Annotated in this window: 13 protein-coding genes; 8 read left to right on the plus strand and 5 right to left on the minus strand. The window is 70.6% G+C overall.

The features are described 5' to 3' along the window. The first annotated feature begins 87 nt into the window (after positions 1–87). The 8 genes from rfbB (at position 88) to ACP4IX_RS07790 (ending at position 9,355) form a co-directional block, all read left to right on the plus strand. Entirely contained in the window at positions 88–1,077 is a 990-nt protein-coding gene (rfbB, locus tag ACP4IX_RS07755; protein ID WP_426555069.1) for a dTDP-glucose 4,6-dehydratase, read from the plus strand. After that, positions 1,074–1,958, plus strand: coding sequence for a dTDP-4-dehydrorhamnose reductase (rfbD, locus tag ACP4IX_RS07760; RefSeq protein WP_426555070.1), 885 nt, complete (start codon positions 1,074–1,076; stop codon positions 1,956–1,958). Before rfbB ends, rfbD begins: the two co-directional genes overlap by 4 nt. Continuing rightward, a complete protein-coding gene (locus ACP4IX_RS07765; protein ID WP_426555071.1) occupies positions 1,955–3,223 on the plus strand; it encodes a lipopolysaccharide biosynthesis protein in 1,269 nt (422 codons plus the stop codon). The genes rfbD and ACP4IX_RS07765 overlap by 4 nt, the downstream gene beginning before the upstream one ends. A 206-nt stretch (positions 3,224–3,429) precedes the next feature. After that, positions 3,430–3,813 carry a DUF2304 domain-containing protein gene (locus ACP4IX_RS07770; protein ID WP_426519858.1) on the plus strand — a complete coding sequence of 128 codons (384 nt, stop codon included), beginning with the start codon at positions 3,430–3,432 and terminating at the stop codon, positions 3,811–3,813. Beyond that, positions 3,810–4,544, plus strand: coding sequence for a glycosyltransferase family 2 protein (locus ACP4IX_RS07775; RefSeq protein ID WP_426519860.1), 735 nt, complete (start codon positions 3,810–3,812; stop codon positions 4,542–4,544). Before ACP4IX_RS07770 ends, ACP4IX_RS07775 begins: the two co-directional genes overlap by 4 nt. A gap of 5 nt (positions 4,545–4,549) precedes the next feature. Beyond that, the gene (locus ACP4IX_RS07780) at positions 4,550–5,449 is read left to right on the plus strand and encodes a glycosyltransferase family 2 protein (protein ID WP_426519862.1); all 900 of its coding nucleotides are present in this window, start codon (positions 4,550–4,552) and stop codon (positions 5,447–5,449) included. Between the two features lie 47 nt (positions 5,450–5,496). Further along, positions 5,497–7,758 (plus strand): bifunctional glycosyltransferase/CDP-glycerol:glycerophosphate glycerophosphotransferase, encoded by a 2,262-nt coding sequence (locus ACP4IX_RS07785; RefSeq protein ID WP_426555072.1) that lies wholly within the window; start codon positions 5,497–5,499, stop codon positions 7,756–7,758. Positions 7,759–7,786: 28 nt separating this feature from the next. After that, complete coding sequence (locus ACP4IX_RS07790) at positions 7,787–9,355, plus strand: hypothetical protein (protein WP_426555074.1); 1,569 nt, start codon at positions 7,787–7,789, stop codon at positions 9,353–9,355. 588 nt (positions 9,356–9,943) lie between these two features. Here the strand turns inward: ACP4IX_RS07790 and obgE are convergent. The 5 genes from obgE to ACP4IX_RS07815 all read right to left on the minus strand — a co-directional run. After that, entirely contained in the window at positions 9,944–11,380 is a 1,437-nt protein-coding gene (gene obgE / locus ACP4IX_RS07795; RefSeq protein ID WP_426519870.1) for a GTPase ObgE, read from the minus strand. Positions 11,381–11,496: 116 nt separating this feature from the next. After that, positions 11,497–11,751 (minus strand): 50S ribosomal protein L27, encoded by a 255-nt coding sequence (gene rpmA, locus ACP4IX_RS07800; RefSeq protein ID WP_007449530.1) that lies wholly within the window; start codon positions 11,749–11,751, stop codon positions 11,497–11,499. 14 nt (positions 11,752–11,765) lie between these two features. Further along, entirely contained in the window at positions 11,766–12,086 is a 321-nt protein-coding gene (rplU, locus tag ACP4IX_RS07805; RefSeq protein ID WP_007449531.1) for a 50S ribosomal protein L21, read from the minus strand. A gap of 247 nt (positions 12,087–12,333) precedes the next feature. Next, positions 12,334–13,395 carry an iron-containing alcohol dehydrogenase family protein gene (locus ACP4IX_RS07810; RefSeq protein ID WP_426519873.1) on the minus strand — a complete coding sequence of 354 codons (1,062 nt, stop codon included), beginning with the start codon at positions 13,393–13,395 and terminating at the stop codon, positions 12,334–12,336. A 173-nt stretch (positions 13,396–13,568) separates the two neighbouring features. Further along, positions 13,569–16,982: Rne/Rng family ribonuclease (locus tag ACP4IX_RS07815; RefSeq protein WP_426555076.1), on the minus strand; the 3,414-nt coding region annotated here is incomplete at its 5' end.

Raw genomic sequence — 16,982 nt, forward strand, 5'->3', positions numbered from 1 at the left:
CGTGCCCGGGGTGAGAACGGCCACTGAACCACCCCTGAACGACCACTGAACGGTGTCGGTCGGCGTGCCCCTAGAATGCTGGCTCTTATGAAGATTCTCGTCACCGGCGGCGCCGGGTTCATCGGTTCACAGTTCGTGCGGGCGTTGCTTCTCGGACAGCTGCCTTCGGGCGAGGGCGCCCAGGTCACCGTCCTGGACAACCTGACCTACTCCGGCAACGAGGAGAACCTCGCGCCGGTGGCCGGCCTGGCCGGTTACGCGTTCGTCCGCGGTGACATCCGCGACTACGACACGGTCGACGACGTGATGCGCGGCCAGGACGCGGTGGTGCACTTCGCCGCGGAGTCGCACGTGGACCGGTCGATCACGGACTCCTCGCCGTTCGTCACCACGAACGTCCTGGGCACCCAGGTCCTGCTGGACGCCGCGAAGCGCCACGGTGTGGGCCGGTTCGTGCACGTGTCCACGGACGAGGTGTACGGCTCGATCTCCGAGGGGTCGTGGACCGAGGACTGGCCGCTGGCGCCGAACTCCCCGTACTCGGCCTCGAAGGCCGGCTCGGACCTGCTGGCGCTGTCGTACCACCGCACGCACGGCATGGACGTGGTGGTCACCCGCTGCTCCAACAACTACGGGCCGTACCACTTCCCCGAGAAGATGATCCCGCTGTTCACCACGAACCTGCTGGACGGCAGGAAGGTGCCGCTGTACGGCGAGGGCCTGAACGTGCGCGACTGGCTGCACGTCTCCGACCACTGCCGGGGCATCGAGATGGCGCTGCGCGGCGGCCGGGCCGGCGAGGTCTACCACATCGGCGGCGGCACCGAGGTCACCAACAAGGAGCTCACCGGTCTGCTCCTGGACGCCTGCGGAGCGGGCTGGGACATGGTCGAGCACGTCACCGACCGCAAGGGCCACGACCTGCGCTACTCCCTGTCGATCGCCAAGATCCAGGAGGAGCTCGGCTACACCCCGCTCGTCACCTTCGAGCAGGGCCTGGCCGACACCGTCCAGTGGTACCGCGACAACCGCGCCTGGTGGGAGCCGCTCAAGGCGAAGGCGGCGCTTCCGGCATGACCCGCTGGCTGATAACCGGCGCGGGCGGCATGCTCGGCCGTGACCTCACCGAGGTACTCGCCCGGGGCGGGGCGCGGTCGGTCACCGCGTCGACCCGCGGGGAACTGGACGTCACCGACGCCGCGGCCGTCCGCGCCGCGGTGGCGGGCCACCGTGTCGTGGTGAACGCCGCCGCCTGGACCGACGTGGACGGCGCCGAGGCCGACGAGGCCGCGGCCACCCGGGTCAACGGCGAGGGTCCGCGGGTGGTCGCCGAGGCCTGTGCCGCCGAGGGCGCCGTACTGATCCAGGTGTCCACCGACTACGTCTTCCCCGGTGACGGCACCGAGCCGTACCCGCACGACGCCCCGACCTCGCCGGTCAACGCCTACGGGCGCGGCAAGCTCGCCGGTGAACGGGCGGTGACGGAGCTGCTGCCCGAGCTCGGCTACGTGGTGCGCACGGCGTGGCTGTACGGCGCGCACGGGCGCAACTTCGTCTCGACCATGCTGGACCTCGCGGCCCGGCGCGACACCGTCGACGTGGTCGACGACCAGCTGGGCCAGCCCACCTGGACCGTCGCGCTCGCCCACCAGATCGCCGAGCTCGGCGAGGCGGCTCTCGCGGGACGGGCCCCGGCCGGCGTGTACCACGGCACCGCGTCCGGCTCGGGCACCTGGTTCGACCTGGCACGGGCCACGTTCGAGCTGGCCGGTCTCGACCCGGAGCGGGTGCGCCCGACGACCTCGGAGGCGTTCGTACGGCCGGCCGTCCGGCCCGCGTACAGCGTGCTCGCGCACGACCGGTGGGCGAAGGCGGGTGTGGCGGTGCAGCCGCACTGGCGCGATCAGCTCTCCGAGGCCCTGGGGACGATGACCGCGAAGGGGCGGGCGGGCGCGTGAGCCTCCTCGACCGCATCTCCACGGCGCTGCCGCGGGGCACGGCCTTCGTCGGCGCCGGAACGGCGGTGCTCGGCGTCGCCAGCTACGTCCACCTCGCGGCGGCGGGCCACACGCTCGCCGTCGACGACATGGCGAGCTTCTCGGTCCTGTGGACCGTGGTCTCCTCCATCGGCCTCGGGCTGTTCTTCCCGGTCGAGCAGGAGATCACCCGGATCGTGGCCGGCCGCGTGGTGCGCGGCGACGGGGTCATGCCGGTGCTGCGGCGCGGCGCGGCGCTCTCCCTCGGGCTGCTCGCCGTGGTCCTCGTGCCGCTCGCGCTGTTCGCCCAGGACGTCGCCGACCTGTTCTTCCACGGGGACACGAGCCTGGTGCTGGCGCTCGGCGGCGCCTTCACGGCGCTGGCCGTGGCGTACGTGACGCGGGGTGTCCTCGCCGGGCTCGGCCGTTTCGAGGCGTACGGAACGCAGCTCGGCCTGGACGGCGGGCTGCGCATCGTGCTGTCGGCGGGGCTCGCGGTGGCCGGTGTGCAGTCGGTGTTCGCCTTCGCGGCGGTGCTGACGGTGGCGCCGCTGCTGGCCCTGCTCGCGACGATCAAGCCGGTCTTCCGGGGAGCGCGGGGCGGGACGCAGGCCCAGTGGCGTGAGCTGATCGAGCACCTGGGGCTGCTCGTCGGCTCGACGCTGCTGGCCCAGCTGCTGGTCAACATCGCGGTGATCAGTACGAAGGTGATCGCGACCGACGACGACGCCCTGGTCGCGGCGCTGCTGTCGGCGCTGGTCCTGGCCCGCGTGCCGCTCTTCGTCTTCGGCGCCTTCCAGGTGTCGCTGCTCGCGGGGCTGTCGGCGGCGGCGGCCGAGGGCGACACCCAGGGTTACCGGCGGCTGCTGGTGCGGGCGGCGTCCGTCACGGCCGGGCTCGGCGTGGCCGGAGGCATCGGCGCGGTGGCCCTCGGGCCGGCCCTGCTGCCGACGGTGTTCGGGGCGCCGGACGTGCTCGGGGCGGCCGACTTCGCCTGGCTGTCGCTCGGCACGGTCCTGTACATGCTGGCCATGGTGCTGGGTCAGGCGCTGCTCACGAGTGGCGGTGCCCGGATGCAGCTCGTGGCGTGGATCGTGGGAACGGTGGTCCTGGTGGCGGTCACGCTCAGTCCGCTGGAGCTGCGTACGCGCGTCGAGCTGGCCTACGCCGCGGGCTCCCTCGCGGTGGCTACCTTCATGACACTCGTTCTTCGCTCTCATGTAAGCTACCGCCCTGTGCGTTCATAGGATGATCACCCTTCCTGTCACTCTCAGTGAGTATGACGACGGACGGTGGAATGCAGTTCGGCGGCCCTCAGCGGTCGTCCGCCCCCTGATACAGCCCTGATTCACCCCTGGTACAGCCCTGGTACACCCCTGGTACACCCCTGGAAGAGTAGACAGGCCCTTTCCATGAGTCGTCCGATACCCCGGAGCGCGGCGTGAAGTTGTGGATGCTGACTTCGGTCACCGGAGTCTTTCTCGTCGCCTGCATCGTCGAGATGCTGCGCCGCCGCAAACTGAAAGAGAAGTACGCGTTCTTGTGGGTGCTCACCGGTCTGGTGATCATCCCTCTCGGTTTCTTCCCGACCGTCCTGGACTCGGTGGCCCGGGCCGTCGGCGTCGCCTCGGGCGTCAGCCTGATCCTGTTCCTGAGCGTGGCGTTCCTCTTCGTCGTCTGTCTCCAGCTGAGCTGGGAGGTCGGCCATCTGGAAGAGGAGGGCCGCACCCTCTCCGAAGAGGTGGCGCTGCTCCGCATCGACGTCCAGGAGCTCCGGGGCCGGCTGGCAGACCACGAGGCCCCCACCGTCTCCGCCGACCAGGGGGTCCTGAAGTGATCAACGGCAAGCGCGTACTGATCATCATGCCCGCGTGGAACGAGGCCGACGGCGTCGCCGAGGTCATCAAGGAGGTCCACTCCACGCTTCCGGGCGCGGACGTCCTCGTCGTCGACGACGGCTCCTCCGACGACACGACCGCCGTCGCCCGGGCCGCCGGCGCGACCGTGATGAGCCTTCCGTACAACCTCGGTGTGGGCGGGGCGATGCGCGCCGGCTACAAGTTCGCCCACGACCGCGACTACGACGTGGCCATCCAGGTGGACGCCGACGGACAGCACGACCCGCGCAACGTGCCCGAGCTGCTGGCCCGCCTGGACGGCGACGCCGACCTCGTCATGGGAGCCCGGTTCGCCGGCACCGGCGAGTACGAGGCCCGCGGTCCGCGCCGCTGGGCGATGCTCGTCCTCGCCTTCTGGCTCTCCCGCATGGCGCGCACCAAGCTCACCGACGTCACCTCCGGCTTCCGCGCGTGCGACCGTGACCTGATCAAGCTGTTCGCCCGCTGGTACCCGGCCGAGTACCTGGGCGACACCGTGGAATCCACGATCGCCGCGATCCGCGCCGGTTTCCGCGTCGAGCAGGTGCCCGTGGCGATGCGTCCGCGGACGACCGGCACGCCCAGCCAGTCGCCCTGGAAGGCCACGCTCTACCTCGGGCGCATCGGCATGATCCTGTTGCTCGCGTTCAGCCGCGGCACCTCGCTCGGCCTCGCGCAGAAGGGCAAGTAACCCCGGTGCAGACCCTCGACATCATGCTGCCGCACTACGGCGACACCGGGCTGATGCAGGCCGCCGTGAACAGCGTGCTCGACCAGACCGACAAGGACTGGCGGCTGACCGTCGTCGACGACGGCAGCGAAGAAGGCGTACCGGAGTGGTTCGCGTCGCTCGGCGACAGCCGGATCCGCTATCTGCGCAACGAGCAGAACCTGGGGATCACCCGCAACTTCCGCAAGTGCGTGGAACTGGTGGAGTCGACGCACTTCACCATGCTCGGCAGCGACGACCTGCTGCTGCCGACCTACGTCGAGACGGTACGCGCCGCCGTCGAGGCCGAGCCGGGCGCCGCGATCTACCAGCCGGGCGTCGAGGTCATCGACGAGCACGGCAATCCGTCCACCTCGCTGGGCGACGAGGTCAAGCGGCGGCTGTACGCGCCGAAGGACAAGGGCCGCAGGCTGGTCCTCTCCGGCGAACCGCTCGCCGCGAACCTGCTCGGCGGCAACTGGCTGTACTTTCCGTCGATCTGCTGGCGCGCCGACGCCGTCAAGGCGGTCAGCTTCCGCGAGGACCTCTCGGTCATCCAGGACCTGGCCCTGATCATCGAGCTGATCCGGCGGGGCGAGAAGCTGGTCGTCGACCCCGAGCCGGCGTTCCGCTACCGCCGCCACTCCGGCAGCCTCTCCTCGGCGGAGGCCGTCACCGGCGCCCGTTTCGGCGAGGCCGTACGATTCTTCAACGAGGTGGCCGACGACCTGGACCGGCACGGTTGGCCGAAGGCCGCCCGGTCCGCTCGGCGGCACATGTCCATGCGGCTGCATGCGCTCACCATGCTGCCCGGGGCGCTGCGCCACCGCCGGTCGGACGCCATACGCCGCCTGCTCGGGTACGCCCTGTCCACGAGTCAGCACTGACTGGCGGTCTCCCCACAGCCTCCTACGCAAGATTCCACGGTATTGAGATGACACAGACGCAATTCCCCTCCGGCTCCGAAGCGCCCCTGTTCAGCATCATCATCCCGACTTACAAGGTGCAGGCATTCCTGCGGGACTGTCTGGACTCGGTGCTGGATCAGTCGTTCCAGTCCTACGAGCTCCTGGTCGTCGACGACTGCTCGCCGGACGGTTGCGGTGAGATCATCGACGACTACGCCAAGGCCGACCCTCGCGTCGTGGCGATACACCTGGAGAAGAACGTCGGACTCGGGCAGGCCCGCAACGTGGGTATGGCCCGCGCCAGGGGCACGTACCTGCTCTTCCTCGACAGCGACGACACAATGCTGCCCGGCTCACTGCAGGCCATGGCCGAGCGCATCAAGGAGACCAGCAGCCCCGATCTGCTGGTCTTCGACTACGCGCGCACCCACTGGGACGGGCGCGTCACGCCGAACTCCCGCGCCGATGTGCTGACCGAGGCGCCACACGGCACCTTCTCGCTGAAGGACCAGCCGGAACTGCTCAACCTGCTCCAAGTCGCATGGAACAAGGCGTACCGCCGGGACTTCATCGAGCAGTGGGGCTTCGAGTATCCCTCGGGCTACTACGAGGACACCCCCTGGACCTACCCGGTACTGATCGCGGCGGAGACGATCGCGGCCCTCCCCCGGGTCTGCGTCTACTACCGTCAGCGGCGGCAGGGCAGCATCCTGCACAGCACCAGCCGCAAGCACTTCGACGTATTCGCCCAGTACGACCTGGTCTTCAAGTTCCTCGCGGACAACCCTCAGTTCGCCGAGTGGCAGGGCATCCTGTACGAGCGGATGGTCAACCACTTCCGTGTGGTCGAGGTCTCCCCCGGTCGGCTCCCCGACGACGCACGCGCCGAATTCCGGCAGTGCTGGGCGGAGGCCGACCGCAAGCACCGCCCACAGGGCCACCCGGTGGCGAAGACCAAGGCGCAGATGATCCCGGCCAAGCACCGGGACAAGGCCCGTACGGCAGTCCGTTCGCTCAAGCGCAAGAAGTCCGTGCCGACCAAGCTGAAGAGGAAGCTGCGCAAGCGCCTGCTGAAGGCCTACTACCGCGCCCAGCGGATGCTGCCGGTCCAGAAGGACGTCGCGGTGTTCGCGGCGTACTGGAACGGCTCGTACGCCTGCAACCCCGCAGCCGTGCACGAGAAGATGAGGGAACTCGCCCCTGGGATGAAGGCCGTGTGGGTCCTCAAGGACGGAGCCACCAGTCAACCGCCGAAGGGCACGCCCACCGTGCATCCGGGCTCGTTCGGCTTCTGGAAGGCCATGGCGCGCGGCAAGTACTTCGTCAACAACGTCAACTTCCCGCAGTCCGTGGTCAAGCGGCCCGGCCAGGTCTATCTCCAGACCCACCACGGCAGCCCGCTCAAGCGCATGGGCGTCGACCTGGCGGAGTACCCGGTCGGCCGGCGCGGCATGAATCTGACCCGCTTGATGGACCGCGTGGACCGCTGGGACTACAGCCTCACGTCCAACAGCTTCTCCACCGCCGCCTGGGACCGCGCCTACCCGTCGTACTACGAACCGCTGGAGTACGGTTACCCGCGCAACGACCAACTGGTGAACGCCTCGGCAGCGGACGTGGCCGCGGCCCGCCGGAAGCTCGGTGTGGCCGAGGGCACCAAGGTGATCCTCTACACGCCGACGCACCGCGACTACCACGACGCCCCCAAGCAGATGCTGGACCTGGAGCGGTTCGCCCTGACCGTCGGCAGCGAGTTCACCGTCATGGTGCGCGCGCACTACTTCTACAACCAGAGTCTGCTGGCCTCCGGGACGAGCGGCAGCGCCCGTCTCGTCGACGTCAGCACATACCCCTCGGTCGAGGAGCTGTATCTCGCGGCCGACTGCCTACTGACCGACTACTCGTCGGTGATGTTCGACTACGCGAACCTCGACCGGCCGATCGTGATCTACGCGAACGACTGGGAGGTGTACCGCGTCACCCGCGGCACCTACTTCGACATCACTGTGGACTCGCCTGGTCTGACCGTGCAGAACGAGGCGGAGCTCCTGGACATCTTTACCTCCGGCCGCTGGAACAGTGCGGAGTCGGACGCGGCCCGGGCCTCGTTCCGACAGAAGTTCTGCGAGTTCGACGACGGCCGGGCGGCCGAGCGCGTGGTCCGGAAGGTGTTCCTCGGACAGGACGAGGTCCCGCCGGTCCTGCCGATCGGGGAGCACCCCGTACCACCGCGTCCGGAGCAGTGTGGGCAGCAGGCGCCCCAACCTCGTGACCGAGAGACCGTCTGAACCAGCTAGTCCGTTTGACCCATTCCCCTTGTCCGTCTTCGATCAGCCCAGCGGAGCCGCGTTGAAACTCCCGCTCATCGCCTTTCTCGACAAGCAGTGGGAGAGAGTTCCGGAACAGCGCCGACTGCCCCTCGCGGTCTACGCGACGACGCAATTTCTCTTCCTGTTGTGGTGGGCCGCGTTCTTCCCCGGCGCCCTGAGCTACGACTCCATCACCTACATCTGGCACGTCACCACGGGTCCGTGGCTGTCGAACCACTCGGTGGTCTACGACTCTCTGGTGTGGGTGTCCCTCAACACAACCGGTGACGTGTGGCTGCTGCCACTGGCGCAGATCGTCGCCATGTCGGCGGTGCTCTCCTATTGCTCCGTCACCCTGCGGGAGTGGGGTGTACGTCAGCGGTGGGCGGCGATCGCCGCATCGGTGCCGGCCCTCGCGCCGCCGACGGCCGTCTTCGTCATCTTCGTGTGGAAGGACGTGCCCTTCGTCATCGGCGGGATCCTGGTCTTCGGCGCGGCGGGCCGGCTCGCGGCACGACGGGCCCGCGGTCGGCAGGCCGTCCGCGACAAAGCCTTCTACCGCACGGTCGGATTGCTCTTCCTGGGCTTCCTGGTACTCGCGGTCTTCCGCAACAACGGCCTGCTGGTCGCCGTCGTGGCGGCGCCCGTCCTGCTGATCGCCCTTCCGTCGATGCGGCGGTGGGTGCTGGCGGCGACGGCGGTGCCAGTGATGATCATGATGTTGCTGACCGGCGTGGTCTATCCGGCGGCCGGTCTCAAGACCCCGCCGAAGGACGCGGTGTACGCGTTCTTCTACGCGGACATCGCCGTCGCCTACAAGGAGCATCCCGGCTACTTCACCAAGGAGGACAAGGCACTGATGGCGGACATCGCGCCGCTGTCCCACTGGAAGGGACGTGCCGGTAACTGCTACAACGCCGACTGGGCCATGGAGAAGCCGATGAACCGCCCCGAGGCGGCGCGTCGGAACGACGAGCTGATGGCGCTGTGGATGCGGGTCCTGAAGCGGACTCCGGACGAGGTCATCGGCGCCCGGGTGTGCCGGGCGCACATCGCCTGGGCGGTGTTCCCCGGTCCGAAGGAGCTGCGGGCCGACACGCTGCTGAGCGACCCCAGGACGTCGAAGACGCTGTTCAGCTACCTCAAGTGGAACGAGGACATCAAGCAGAGCGAGTATCTGCCGAAGCTGAAGATCCGCCCGCTGTCGGAGCCGCTGCACAAGGTCGCCGACTTCTCGTGGCGGGCGTTCAAGGTGCCGCAGCTGCACTGGCTGCTCTTCCGCGGCGCGATCTGGTGCTACGCGACGTACGCGATCGTGCTGCTCCTTCGCCGCCGCACCAAGGCGAAGGGCTTGGGGGCGCTGCTCGCGGTCACGCTGGGCCTGCAGCTGACGGTCCTGGCGGCGAACCCCGCGCCGCTGTGGCGCTACATGATCGGCCCGATCTTCATCGGCGTCATGATCCTCCCGCTACTGTGGGCGAAGCCTCGCTTCAGCGAGCAGGACGCCCCGAATGCGGCAAAGCCCTCAAGGACCACACTCCCGGAACCGAAGCCCGAGCCTGCCCCTGTCGCCTGACGACGGCGGCATTCCAGCGCCCTGAGGCTGTCCTCCACCCGGCGGTCTCCAGCGGCCAGGCCGACACGACATCCGTGTCGGCCTGGCCGCTTCCGTTGTGGGTGAAGTTCCCCGTGATCCTGGACACTCGTTCGTTATGCCGCGAGGGCGTGTTGATGCCGCTGCCTGGTCTCGGCCGGGGTGGGGTAGCCGAAGATCTTGTGCTTGCGCAGGCGGCGGCGGTTGTAGAAGGTCTCGATGAAGTTGAAGACCTCGGCGCGGGCGGTGGCCCGGTCGGGCCAGGTCCGGGTTCCCGAGCTCCCGGGCGACCGCGGTGACCGTCCTGCCCGAGGAATCCACGAGCGCGATCGCGTCCCACTGGAACTCCTCGGTGTACCGCTTCACGTACTTGCTTCCCACCTGGTGCTACTTCCTCTGGAACCACTCAGGGCCCAGTCTCCAGGTGTCCACGATCAAGGGGAAGCTTCAGGCTCGTCCCAGCCCCAACTGGCGGGCACAGGCACGGGGGGACGGCCCTTGTCCGCCGGGCCGACACCCGGTGTCCGGTCCCCAGGCCTGTGAGAACGAGTGCTGACCAGGCAGGTTCCGCTAGAACGGCTCGAAGCCGTCGAACTCCCGCTCCGCCTCGTCGCGTTCCGCGTCCCGGTCCCGGCGGCGCTGGGCGGCCGGGCGGGGCGCCTCGAAGCGGTGGTCCTCACCGCGGCGGCCGAGCATCTCGGCGCCGGCCGACACCGACGGCTCCCAGTCGAAGACGACCGCGTTCTCCTCGGGGCCGATGGCCACGCCGTCGCCGTTGCGGGCGCCCGCCTTCATCAACTTGTCCTCGACACCGAGGCGGTTGAGCCGGTCGGCGAGGTAGCCGACGGCCTCGTCGTTGCTGAAGTCGGTCTGGCGTACCCAGCGTTCGGGCTTCTCGCCGCGCACCCGGAACAGGCCGTCCTCCTCGCGGGTGACGGAGAAGCCCGCGTCGTCCACGGCCTTGGGCCGGATGACGATCCGCGTGGCCTCGTCCTTGGGCCGGGCGGCGCGCGCGCTGCCCACGAGCTCGGCCAGCGCGAAGGACAGCTCCTTCAGCCCCATGTGGGCCACCGCGGACACCTCGAAGACGCGGTAGCCGCGCGCCTCCAGGTCCGGGCGGACCATCTCGGCGAGGTCCTTGCCGTCGGGCACGTCGATCTTGTTGAGGACGACGATCCGGGGCCGGTTGTCCAGCCCGCCGTACTCGCGCAGCTCCGCCTCGATGATGTCCAGGTCGGAGACCGGGTCCCGCTCGGACTCGAGCGTCGCCGTGTCCAGGACGTGCACCAGCACGCTGCACCGCTCCACGTGCCGCAGGAACTCCAGGCCGAGGCCCTTGCCCTGGCTGGCGCCGGGGATGAGTCCGGGGACGTCCGCGACGGTGTAGACGGTCTCGCCGGCCGTCACCACGCCCAGGTTCGGGACGAGCGTCGTGAAGGGGTAGTCGGCGATCTTCGGCTTGGCCGCGCTCAGTACGGAGATCAGCGAGGACTTGCCGGCGCTCGGGTAGCCGACCAGCGCCACGTCGGCGACGGTCTTCAGCTCCAGCTGGATGTCCTGGAGGTCGCCGGGCACGCCGAGCAGTGCGAAGCCGGGCGCCTTGCGCCGCGCGGAGGCCAGCGCCGCGTTGCCGAGGCCGCCGCGGCCGCCCTGTGCGGCGACGTAGGAGGTGCCCTGGCCCACCAGGTCGGCGAGGACGTTGCCCGCCTTGTCGAGGACCACGGTGCCGTCGGGTACGGGCAGGACCAGGTCCTGGCCGTCCTTGCCGGAGCGGTTGCCGCCCTCGCCGGGCTTGCCGTTGGTGGCCTTGCGGTGCGGGGAGTGGTGGTAGTCGAGGAGGGTGGTCACCGACTGGTCGACGGTGAGGATCACGTCGCCGCCGCGGCCGCCGTTGCCGCCGTCCGGGCCGCCGAGCGGCTTGAACTTCTCACGGTGGACGGAGGCACAGCCGTGGCCTCCGTTACCCGCGGCGACGTGCAGCTCGACGCGGTCCACGAAGGTGGTCATGGGATGTGCCTCCAGTTACCGGTTACTACTTACTACGGGATGTCTCTTGGGTAACACGCGAAAGGCGGACCCGCTTCCCTTGGGGGAAGTGAGGTCCGCCTCGCGAAAGTCTCCGGTCAGGCGACCGGAACGATGTTCACGACCTTGCGGCCGCGGTGGGTGCCGAACTGCACCGCACCGGCCTCCAGGGCGAACAGCGTGTCGTCGCCGCCACGGCCGACGCCCGCACCCGGGTGGAAGTGGGTGCCGCGCTGGCGGACCAGGATCTCACCCGCGTTGACGGCCTGACCGCCGAAGCGCTTCACGCCGAGCCGCTGGGCATTGGAGTCGCGACCGTTCCGAGTGGACGATGCGCCCTTCTTGTGTGCCATCTGTTCTCAGTCCCTTACTTCGCAGCCGCGGGGATCTCAGTGACCTTGATCGCCGTGTACTGCTGGCGGTGGCCCTGACGACGGCGGTAGCCGGTCTTGTTCTTGTAGCGCAGAATGTCGATCTTCTGGCCCTTGTGGTGGTCCACGACCTCGGCCTGGACCTTGATGCCGGCCAGCACCCACGGGTCGCTGGTCACAGCGTCGCCGTCGACGACGAGCAGGGTCGAGAGCTCGACCGTGTCGCCGACCTGGGCGGTGGAAATCTTGTCAACCTCAACGATGTCGCCGACAGCAACCTTGTGCTGGCGACCACCGCTGCGCACGATGGCGTACAAGCGGATCTCACTCTCTCGCTCGGGAACGGCACCCCCGCAGTCCAGCCGTCCGGTGACACACGCGGCCGGCCTCTCCCGGACGGGGCCCGTCAGGGCCCGCACCCGGAAGGAAGAAAGGTTTACGGGGATGTGACGCGTCAGTCGACACGCCGACGGTCAAGATTACGGGGCCGCACGACAGGGGTCAAACCGGGCCCGGACGCCCCGGTCGCCACCTCGGCCCGGAGGGGACGCCCCGGCCGTCGCCTCACCCGGCGACCGACGCGACGTACTCGGCGTACGCCTCCTTGACCCGTGCCGGCGACAGGTCCAGGTGCTCCAGGATCGTGTACCGGCCGGGCCGGGTCCGCGGCGCGAACTCCACGGCCCGCACGAACTCGTCGTCGCCGAACCCGATCTCCTGGGCCACCACCGGCAGCCCGTGCCGGCGCAGCGTCCGGGCCATCAGCAGGGAGGCCTCGTGGTCGCCGCGCAGATACGTCGCGAAGGCCGCGCCGATGCCCACCTGCTCGCCGTGGCTGGCGGCGCGCCTCGGGTACAGCAGGTCGAGCGCGTGGCTGATCTCGTGGCAGGCACCGGACGAGGGGCGGGTGTGCCCGGCGATCGTCATGGCGATGCCGGACAGCACGAGGCCCTCGGTCAGCACGGTCAGGAACCCGTCGTCCCCGCAGCCGCCGGGGTGGCGCAGCACGGCCTCGCCGGCCTGCCGGGCCAGGGCCGCGGCGAGGCCGTCGACCTTCTCGCCGTTGACCCGGTGGGCCAGTTCCCAGTCGGCGACCGCGGAGATGTTGGAGACGGCGTCACCGATCCCGGAGCGCACGAAACGGATCGGCGCCTCGCGGATCACCGCCAGGTCGACGACGAGGGCGATGGGCGTCGGCACGCCGTACGAACCGCGGCCCGCGTCGTTGTCCAGTATCGACACCGGCGAGCAGATGCCGTCGTGGGAGAGGTTGGTGGCGACGGCGACCATGGGCAGCCCGACGCGGGCCGCGGCGAACTTGGCGCAGTCGATGACCTTGCCGCCGCCGAGACCGACGACCGCGTCGTAGCGGCCCGACTTCATCCCGTCGGCCAGCCGCACCGCGTCGTCGATCGTGCCGCCGCCGACCTCGAACCAGTCGGCGCCGGGCAGGGACGGCGCCAGCCGCCGGCGCAGCAGCGCCCCCGAGCCGTCGCTGATCGCCACGGCGAGCTTCCCGGACCGGGAGATCCGCTGGTCGGCGAGGACACTCGCCAGGTCGTCGAGGGCGCCCGGGCGGATGTCCACCACGAGCGGCGAGGGGATGAGCCTCGTCAGTACCGGCACGTGATCTTCTCTCCTCGCGGGGCGGGTCGGCGGGGCGGGGACGAGCCGGTGGCACGGCTGTCCGGTGATGATGCGCCCGAAGACGTCCGGGGAAACGTGTGGTCCTGTCCGAACCGGATTCCCAGCGGATTCCGGATGGACAGGACCACACGTTCTGCGACAGGCGGCCGGGATCAGCCCTCGTCGGTGGCGGCCGTGACCGAGGACGACGCCTGCTGGGCAGCCGCCGCGGTCTTCTTCGACGCCGCCTTCTTGGCCGTGGTCTTCTTGGCCGTGGCCTTCTTCGCGGTCGCCGTCTTGGCGGTCGCCGTCTTGGCGGTCGTCGTCTTGGCGGTCGCCGTCTTGGCCGTGGCCTTCTTGGTGGCGGCCTTCTTGGCGGTCGTCGTCTTGGCGGTCGCCGTCTTGGCCGCGGCCTTCTTGGTGGCGGCCTTCTTCGCCGTCGCCTTCTTGGCCGTCTTGCGGGCCGCCGCCTTCTTGGCCGGAGCGGCCTCCTCGGCGGTCTCCGCCGCGACCGCGTCCGGCTCGGCCGACGCCGGCTCGGCCGCCGCGTCCGCCGGGGCCGACGGGACGACCATGACGGCCGCCTCCACGGACGCCGTGGACGTCGTGGGCTTGCGCACGGCCCGGCGCCGCGGACGGGCCGGGGCGGCGCTCTCGGCGGCCGTACCGGACGGTTCCGCGGACCCCTCGGCGGCGGCCGGCGCCTCCGGCGCCCGCTCGGCCTGCGTGGTCTCCGGGACCGTCAGCACGGCGGCCTCGGCTCCGGCGGGCGAACCGGCCGGCGCGGACGCCTTCCGGGTCGCCCGACGGCGGGTACGGCCCTTGGGCGCGGCCTCCTCGGCGGCCGGCACCGGAGCCTCGGCCGGGGCCTCCACGACCGCGGGGGCCTCCGCGACGGTCGGCGCCGGGGCGCCGGAAACGGCGTCCTCGACGGCGGCGGGCTCGGCCAGCACCTCGGCGGCCGGCTCCCGCCGCACGGGACGCTCGACCTCCTCCTCGACCGTGACGTCCTGCGCGGTCGGGACCTCGGCGCGCCGGGCCTCGCCCTTCGCGGCCTTCGGGGCGCCCACCGGGGACGACGCCCGCCGGCTCGCGCGGCGCCGCCCGCGACCGCGCGTGGCGGCGGCCTCGGCCTCGGCGGCGCTGCTGTACAGCTCCTCGTCCGCGCTGAAGTCGGGCGCCGGCAGGGCGACCGGCTCGGCCACCTCGGCGGCGACCTCGGACTCGGTGTCCGCCTCCTGCTCCGCCGTCATGCCGGTCTCGGCACCGGCCACGGCCTCGTGCTCGTGCGGCTGCTCGCCGCCGGCCCGAGCCCGCTTACGACGCTGCTTGCCACCGCCGCCACCGGCAGCGGTCGGCTGGTCCAGGTGGACGATCACACCGCGGCCGTTGCAGTGGACGCAGGTCTCCGAGAACGACTCCAGCAGCCCCTGGCCCACCCGCTTGCGGGTCATCTGGACCAGACCCAGCGAGGTCACCTCGGCGACCTGGTGCTTGGTCCGGTCCCGGCCCAGGCACTCCAGCAGGCGCCGCAGCACCAGGTCCCGGTTGGACTCCAGCACCATGTCGATGAAGTCGATGACGATGATGCCGCCGAGGTCGCGCAGCCGCAGCTGGCGCACGATCTCCTCGGCCGCCTCCAGGTTGTTCCTGGTGACCGTCTCCTCGAGGTTGCCGCCCTGACCGGTGAACTTGCCGGTGTTGACGTCGACGACGACCATCGCCTCGGTCCGGTCGATCACCAGCGAACCGCCGCTGGGCAGCCAGACCTTGCGGTCCAGCGCCTTGGCCAGCTGCTCGTCGATCCGGTACGTGGCGAACACGTCGACCTCACTGGTCCACTTGGACAGCCGGTCGGCGAGGTCGGGCGCCACGTGGGACACGTAGCCGTGGATGGTCTGCCAGGCGTCGTCACCACTGACGACGACCTTGGTGAAGTCCTCGTTGAAGATGTCGCGCACGACCCGGACGGTCATGTCCGGCTCGCCGTAGAGCAGCGTGGGCGCGTTCGAGCTGCCGCCGCTCTTCGCCTTCTTCTGGATGTCCTCCCACTGCCCCTGGAGCCGCTCGACGTCGCGGCGCAGCTCGTCCTCGCTCGCGCCCTCGGCGGCGGTGCGCACGATGACGCCCGCGTCCTCGGGGACGATCTTCTTGAGGATGGTCTTCAGCCGGGACCGCTCGGTGTCGGGCAGCTTGCGGCTGATGCCGGTCATCGAGCCCTCGGGCACGTAGACCAGGTAACGGCCGGGCAGCGAGACCTGGCTGGTCAGGCGGGCGCCCTTGTGGCCGATCGGGTCCTTGGTGACCTGCACGAGGACCGACTGGCCGGACTTGAGGGCGGACTCGATGCGGCGCGGGCCGTTCGCCATGCCCAGCGCCTCGAAGTTGACCTCGCCGGCGTACAGGACGGCGTTGCGGCCCTTGCCGATGTCGATGAAGGCGGCCTCCATCGACGGCAGCACGTTCTGCACCTTGCCGAGGTAGACGTTGCCGACGTACGAGGTGGCCTGCTCCTTGTTGACGTAGTGCTCGACGAGCACGCCGTCCTCCAGGACGCCGATCTGCGTGCGCTCGCCGTGCTGGCGGACGATCATGACGCGCTCGACGGCCTCGCGGCGGGCCAGGAACTCGGCCTCGGTGATGATCGGGACGCGCCGTCGGCCCTGCTCGCGGCCTTCCCGGCGGCGCTGCTTCTTGGCCTCGAGGCGGGTCGAGCCCTTGATGGACTGCACCTCGTCGGACGGCTCGGCGCCCCTCTCCCGCGCGGGACGGGGCTCACGGACCTTGACGACGGTGCGCTCGGGGTCGTCGGCGGACGACTCGGACTCACCGGAGCCGTCCCCGGCACGGCGACGACGGCGACGGCGACGGCGGCTGCTGCTGGAGCCACCGCCCTCACCCGCGGCGTCCTCGTTCTCCTCGGCGTCCTCGTCGGCCTGCTCGGCGGTGTCCGCAGCGTCCTCGTCGGCCCGGTCGGCCTGCTCGGCGGCGGTGTGCTCGTGGCCGTCGGCGGACTCGCCCGGGTCGCCCTCGCCCCGGCGGCGGCGACGGCCGCCCCGGCGACGGCGGCGGCGCGAGCCGGACTCCTCGGAGCCCTCGACGTCGTCGTGGTCCTCGCCCGACTCGTCGGCGTCGGCCTCGGCCTCGGCCTCGTCGTGCGGCTCCTCCTGCGGCACGGCGGCGGCCCGCTCCTCCGGGGCCTCTTCGACGGCACCCCGGCGCTTGCGGCGGCGCGACCCGGCGACCGGCTCCTGCGCGACCTGCTCCTCCGGGACCTCCTCGGGCGCCTTCGCCGTCTCCGCCCCGGCCGCCTCCGCGGCGGCCTCGGCGGCGGCCCGCTCGGGCGTCTGGAACTGGGGCTCGGCGAACACGGGCGCCTGGAACACGGCCACGGCGGGACGCGACGGGCGCTGGGGCGCGTCGGCCTCGTCGGACGCAGCGGCGGCGGCCCGCGGCGGCGCGGCGAAGCCGGTGGCGGCCTTGCGGGTGGACCGGCGGCGCGCGCGGCGCGGAGCGGCGTCCTCGACGGGCTCGGCGGTCTCTGCCGCCTCGGGGGCCGGCGCGGGCTCGGGGGCCGGGACGGGCTC

This window comes from Streptomyces sp. WG5 (genome assembly GCF_049974565.1).
Taxonomy (GTDB): Bacteria; Actinomycetota; Actinomycetes; order Streptomycetales; family Streptomycetaceae; genus Streptomyces.

Excerpts from the sequence above, each read along its gene's own strand:
- rfbB (WP_426555069.1), top strand. The coding sequence starts at position 88 with ATGAAGATTCTCGTCACCGGCGGCGCCGGGTTCATCGGTTCACAGTTC.
- rfbD (WP_426555070.1), top strand. The coding sequence starts at position 1,074 with ATGACCCGCTGGCTGATAACCGGCGCGGGCGGCATGCTCGGCCGTGAC.
- ACP4IX_RS07770 (WP_426519858.1), top strand. The coding sequence starts at position 3,430 with ATGCTGACTTCGGTCACCGGAGTCTTTCTCGTCGCCTGCATCGTCGAG.
- ACP4IX_RS07785 (WP_426555072.1), top strand. The coding sequence starts at position 5,497 with ATGACACAGACGCAATTCCCCTCCGGCTCCGAAGCGCCCCTGTTCAGC.
- obgE (WP_426519870.1), bottom strand. The coding sequence starts at position 11,380 with ATGACCACCTTCGTGGACCGCGTCGAGCTGCACGTCGCCGCGGGTAAC.
- rpmA (WP_007449530.1), bottom strand. The coding sequence starts at position 11,751 with ATGGCACACAAGAAGGGCGCATCGTCCACTCGGAACGGTCGCGACTCC.